This window comes from Janthinobacterium sp. GW823-FHT06H09, from assembly GCF_058794735.1.
Map to the genome: position 1 here is coordinate 1 of NZ_JBXAHC010000033.1, position 5573 is coordinate 5573.

General features: G+C 58.5%; 4 protein-coding genes. All 4 read left to right on the plus strand.

The window, feature by feature from the left end; translation table 11 throughout:
* The first annotated feature begins 412 nt into the window (after positions 1–412).
* Positions 413–1102 (plus strand): phosphatase PAP2 family protein, encoded by a 690-nt coding sequence (locus tag AC1Q6X_RS27710; RefSeq protein ID WP_492498989.1) that lies wholly within the window; start codon positions 413–415, stop codon positions 1100–1102.
* 62 nt (positions 1103–1164) lie between these two features.
* Positions 1165–2643: a DUF2868 domain-containing protein gene (locus AC1Q6X_RS27715; protein ID WP_492498990.1), complete on the plus strand. Its 1479-nt coding sequence runs from the start codon at positions 1165–1167 to the stop codon at positions 2641–2643.
* Positions 2640–4130 carry a DUF3482 domain-containing protein gene (locus AC1Q6X_RS27720; RefSeq protein ID WP_070223770.1) on the plus strand — a complete coding sequence of 497 codons (1491 nt, stop codon included), beginning with the start codon at positions 2640–2642 and terminating at the stop codon, positions 4128–4130. Before AC1Q6X_RS27715 ends, AC1Q6X_RS27720 begins: the two co-directional genes overlap by 4 nt.
* Positions 4131–4170: 40 nt before the next feature.
* Positions 4171–5250: a tartrate dehydrogenase gene (locus AC1Q6X_RS27725; RefSeq protein WP_492420611.1), complete on the plus strand. Its 1080-nt coding sequence runs from the start codon at positions 4171–4173 to the stop codon at positions 5248–5250.
* Positions 5251–5573 lie beyond the last annotated feature (323 nt).

The window sequence follows — 5573 nt, forward strand, 5'->3', positions numbered from 1 at the left end:
GGACCGTGAAACAACTTTGCGCCGATGATAGTGCTGCAACCAGTGTGAAAGTAGGTTATCGTCAGGCTTGTTATTCGCAGTAAGAGAAAAACCCCGCCGGACTCCGGTGGGGTTTTTTTTCGTCTGGCGGTTTTGCGGGGTGCCGCAGGTGGTTGTCGGCTTACGCTGCGCTAAGCCGACCTACGCCGGCCTGCGCCGACCTACGCCGGCCTGCGCCGGCCTGCCCGATCCGCCGATCGACGGTCAGTGTGAGGGGGGCTGACCCCGGCTGTCCAGCAGGCGAAAAAAAGGCAGCGCTGCGCGCTGCCTTTTTCATTTATCACCACATGTTGTGCACGGCGGGCACCGTCATGTTCTCTTCATATTGACACTGTACGATGATGTCCATTCTCATCAAGTAACGTGTGCACCCATGCTGGCCAAGCTTAAACTCGTCAAAACTCCCAAAGGCATCGATAGCATCCTGATGCTGTCGGCCATGCTGATACTCTGGATCGGTAATTACAGCAACCTCGACCTCATGATTGCCGACAGTATGTTCGACGGTGCGCGTGGACAATTTGTCGGCGCTGACAGCGTGTGGGCGCGCAGTTTTCAGATCGGTATGATCTTGCTTGGCGCCGTCATGATCGGGCTGACCGTGTGGGACACCTTGCGTCCGTTGGCCTGGCTTGCTTCGCGTCGCAGCGCCTTGCGCGTGGTGGCGCTGTCGGCTATCTTCGTGCCGCTAAGCATCTATTTGCTCTCTTCCTTCAGCGACGTGCCCTGTCCCACGGATTTGTTGCGTTATGGTGGACTGGAGCCGTACACGCGCCTGTTGGAAACATTGCCAGCCAGCGCATCTGCCATGGCATGCCTGCCTGCTACCCAGGCGAACACTGCCTGGTGGATGCTGGCCTTGCCATTGTTCTGTCTGCCCGGGCGACCACGCATGGCGCTGCTGCTCGCTTGCGTCATGCTGCTGTGCGGTTTGGCGGCAGGCTGGCAGCAACAGTTGCAAGGTACGCAATTCTTTACGCACACCTTGTGGTCTGCCTGGATCGCTGCTTTCCTGATCTATCTGCTGCATAATTTGTTCCGGGCCGAGGACGCGTTGGCCTGAAATACGAAAGTACGTCACAATCTGCCTGTCGAGTTGTCGTTTAATACAAAAACAGGAGCACCATGAACGAGCAGATTGCGAGAGAAGTGGTATTGGTCCGTGCTATCGAGACGGCCGACCAAAAAAAAGAAATCCTCAGCGAGGATGACCGCATGTATGCCAGCCGCAGCGCGCGTGAGCTTGCGCAGTGGCAAGCTTCGGGCAAGCAGGCCGAAGTCACGGGTGACGATTTCCTGCAGCAGCGTTCCGAGCTGATCATCAAACGCATCACCGAGCGCACCCCCGCCTTCGCCGCTTTCGCGAAACGTCGTAACGGCATGAAAGCCCTGGCGCTGACTTTGCCCCTGCTGGCACTGCTGCTGGGCGCCGGGCTCGATCGCATCACGGATCCCCATCGCGTCGACTTGCTGTCGGCGCCCTTGCTGCTGATCATCGCCTGGAATGTACTGGTCTACCTGGGCTTGCTGATCTGGCTATGCATCCCTTCGCATTCCCTGGGCTGGCCGAAGGCGGGATTGGTGCGCCACCTGAGCGTGGGCCGGTTGGCCTTGCCGCGCAAACTGCCGCACGCATTGTCCTCGGGCTTGCTCAGCTTCATGGGGGAATGGGCGCATTTGAGCGCCAAGCTGACGGCCGCGCGCCTGGGCCGTACAATCCACTTGAGCGCTGCCATGTTTGCCATTGGCGCCGTCGCCTCGTTGTATGCGCGCGGTTTTCTGTCGCAATACGCGGCCGGCTGGGAAAGCACCTTTCTGAATGCCGGCCAGGTGCACAGCCTGCTGTCGACCCTGTTTGCGCCGGCCATTGCCCTGTTTCACTTACAAGGTTTTTCGCTGGCGGAAATCGAAGCGCTGCGCTTCCCGCAAACGACGACCGTCGAAGGCGGCGCACGCTGGGTGCATTTGTATGCGGCGACGATTTTCCTGCTGGTGGTCGTCCCCCGCCTGATCCTGGCCCTGGTCAATAATTGGCGCGCCGCGCGCCTGGCCAGGCAGTTTCCGCTGGATCTCGATCAGCCGTATTTCCGCAAGCTTAATGAAAGCATCGGTGTGGCCACGGGCGGCATGCTGCGCGTCTTGCCCTACAGCTTTACTGTCGATGAGGCACGCCACAAGGGTCTGGGGCAAATCGCCCTCATGCTGTTTGGCGAGCAGGGGCGCATGATGCTGCGTCCATCAACGTCGTATGGCGAAGAGCCGCAGGACGTCTTGCGCGACACGGACTTGAACGATCCACAAGTCAATATCACGGCCGTGCTGTTCAATCTGACGGCGACGCCGGAAAAGGAAAATCACGGGGCCTTCCTCGATTATCTGGTGCAATCGTCGGCGCGCGGCATCGCTGTCCTGATCGACGAGTCCAGCTACCTGGAGCGCGCGGGCGAGCAGGCGGATAACGGCGTGCGTCTGGCGGAACGGGTCGCCTTGTGGCAGCAGTTTTGCCAGTTCCATAAAGCCACGGCCACCGTGGTCAATCTGCTCAACCCTGCCTTGCACCCGCTTGATGCCGGTGTCGGCTTGAAAGTATCGGCAACAGCATGAGTGTGAACGTGAATAAAGATGTGCAAGATGACGCGGTGCAGATTCAGTTTGCGCTGATTTCGCACACGAATAATGGCAAGACGACACTCGCGCGTACCCTCGTGGGCGTGGATGTGGGCGAAGTGCGTGACGCCGCCCACGTAACTGTGTTTGCCGAATCGCATACCTTGTTGGCCACACCACAGGGTGATGCTTTGCAATTGTGGGACACGCCCGGCTTTGGCGACTCCGTGCGTCTGCTCAAGCGCCTGGGCCAGTCAGGCAATCCCATCGGCTGGTTTCTGCGTGAAGTGCTGGACCGTTATCGCGACCGCCCGTTTTGGCTCAGCCAGCAGGCGCTGCGCACGGCCAAGGACTCCGCCGACGTGGTGTTGTACCTGGTGAATTCCTCGGAACATCCGAAGGATGCGGGCTACTTGCCGGCGGAAATGAAAATCCTCGCCTGGCTGGATAAGCCTGTGGTGGTCTTGCTCAATCAGATGGGGCCGCCGCGTCCGGGGAATGAGGAACACGGCGAGCAGGCGCGCTGGCGCGAGCATTTGCAGCAGTATCCAATCGTGCGCGATGTCCTGGCGCTCGATGCCTTTGCCCGCTGCTGGGTGCATGAACGCGTGTTTTACGAAGCTGTGGGTAAATTGTTGCCGCAGTCGCAGCAAGCAGGCTATGCGCGTTTGTTTGCTGCCTGGCAAGAGCAGAATACGGCACGTTTCCGGCAGGCGATGCACTTGCTGGCCACGCAACTGGCGGTGGCCGGGCAGGATCGCGAAGCCATCGAGCCCGCCTCTAAGGGGCTGCTGAAATCGGCCTTGCAGGTCGTTGGCATAGGCAAGAACGCAGAGCAGCAACGCCAGGAAAAGGCCATGGCCAGCCTGGTGGCGCGGCTTAATGCGCACAGCGGTATCACCACGCGTGAGCTTTTGATCTTGCACAAACTCGACCCGACCGACGCGCATAAGATCAATAGCCGGATACGGGAGAACTTCGCCGTGCGCGCGCCGATCGACAAGGCGCAAGCCGGGCTATTGGGCGCGATGATTTCCGGTGCGGCGACAGGGCTGTCGGCCGACCTGATTTCCGGCGGCCTGACCCTGGGCACGGGCGCCCTGCTTGGCGGTGTGGTTGGTGCGTTGACGTTTGCGGGCGCAGCCTGGGGCTTTAATTCCGGAACGGACCGCAATGAGCCCACGATGCAATTTACCGATGCCTTCCTGCGCACCTTGGTGGTGGCGGGCGTGCTGCGTTACCTGGCGGTGGCGCACTTTGGCCGTGGCCGCGGCAACTTTGTCGAAAGCGAGGCGCCGGCCTTCTGGCAGGATGAAGTCGAGCAGGCGGTGGCGCGTCATGAGAGCGCATTGGTCGAGTTATGGAAAGAGGTGCGCCGCGCGAAGTCCAATGAACTGGCTGCCGAATGTGTGCAGCCCATCATCACGGCGATCACTGCCGATGTGCTGGCGCGTCTGTACCCGGACGTGACGCAGCAGATGTAAATACGGGCTTCCATCGTCTATTTCCAACAGGGTTTCCCCCATGAGCATACATAAAATCGCCGTCATCGCCGGTGACGGCATTGGCAATGAAGTCATGCCGGAGGGCTTGCGTGTAATTGAAGCGGCCGCCCGCCGTTTCAATATCGACCTGCAGTTTACGACGATGGCATGGGCCAATTGCGACTATTACCTGGAACACGGGCAAATGATGCCCTCGGACTGGTTCGCGCAGCTCAAGGATTTCGACGCCATCTATTTTGGCGCCGTGGGCTGGCCGGACAAGGTGCCCGATCATATCTCGCTGTGGGGTTCATTACTGAAGTTCCGGCGTGAATTCGACGAATACGTCAACTTGCGTCCCGTGCGGCTGATGCCGGGCGTGCCATGTCCGCTGGCGAATAAAAAGCCGGGCGATATCGACTTTTATGTGGTGCGTGAAAATACGGAAGGAGAATATTCATCCGTGGGCGGACGCATGTTCGAGGGGACCGAGCGCGAAATGGTGCTGCAGGAATCCGTGTTTACGCGCAAAGGCATCGACCGCATCCTGAAGTATGCGTTTGAGCTGGCGCAAAGCCGGCCTAAAAAACACCTGACATCGGCGACCAAGTCGAATGGCATTGCCATCAGCATGCCGTATTGGGATGAACGGGTGGAAGCGATGGGCCCGAGCTTTCCCGAGGTCTGCTGGGATAAATACCATATCGACATCCTGGCGGCTCGCTTTGTATTGAGTCCCGAACGTTTCGACGTGGTGGTCGCTTCGAATCTGTTTGGCGACATATTGTCTGACCTGGGACCTGCGTGCACGGGAACGATTGCCATCGCACCATCGGCCAATATCAATCCGGAGCGTACATTCCCCTCCGTCTTTGAGCCGGTGCACGGTTCCGCGCCCGATATCTATGGCCAGAATATCGCCAACCCGATCGGCATGATCTGGTCGGGCGCCATGATGCTGGACTTCCTCGGTAATGGCGATGCCAATTACACGGCGGCGCATGACGCGATTGTGCACGCCATCGAGCGGGTGCTCGAGCATGGTCCGCGTACGCCGGATATGGGCGGCAGCGCCAGTACGACCGATGTGGGCATGGCGGTTGCCGAATTGCTGAAATAAAGCTTGCCGCCTTTGAGTGGCTTTGCTATAGTTCGCCTCCCCAATGAGACGCAGTGGTTTTAGCGAAACAGAGGAAGCCGGATGCAGTAGCAAACGGCAAAAAAGAAGGTTGACGAATTAGCCGAAACGCTTCATACTCTTCCTTCTTCGCAGCTGACAAACACAACGCTTTGTCGATAGCGCGAAAGCAGTAACCGAATACAGTTCTTTAAAAATTAACAGTCGATAAGTGTGGGCATTTGATGTAAGTGCAGCGTCAATCTTCGGATTGGCGTCTAACTTAAAATATCAAATGTTCACAAGAAATAATGAAATAGGCGCTA

Excerpts from the sequence above, each read along its gene's own strand:
- AC1Q6X_RS27710 (WP_492498989.1), top strand. The coding sequence starts at position 413 with ATGCTGGCCAAGCTTAAACTCGTCAAAACTCCCAAAGGCATCGATAGC.
- AC1Q6X_RS27715 (WP_492498990.1), top strand. The coding sequence starts at position 1,165 with ATGAACGAGCAGATTGCGAGAGAAGTGGTATTGGTCCGTGCTATCGAG.
- AC1Q6X_RS27720 (WP_070223770.1), top strand. The coding sequence starts at position 2,640 with ATGAGTGTGAACGTGAATAAAGATGTGCAAGATGACGCGGTGCAGATT.
- AC1Q6X_RS27725 (WP_492420611.1), top strand. The coding sequence starts at position 4,171 with ATGAGCATACATAAAATCGCCGTCATCGCCGGTGACGGCATTGGCAAT.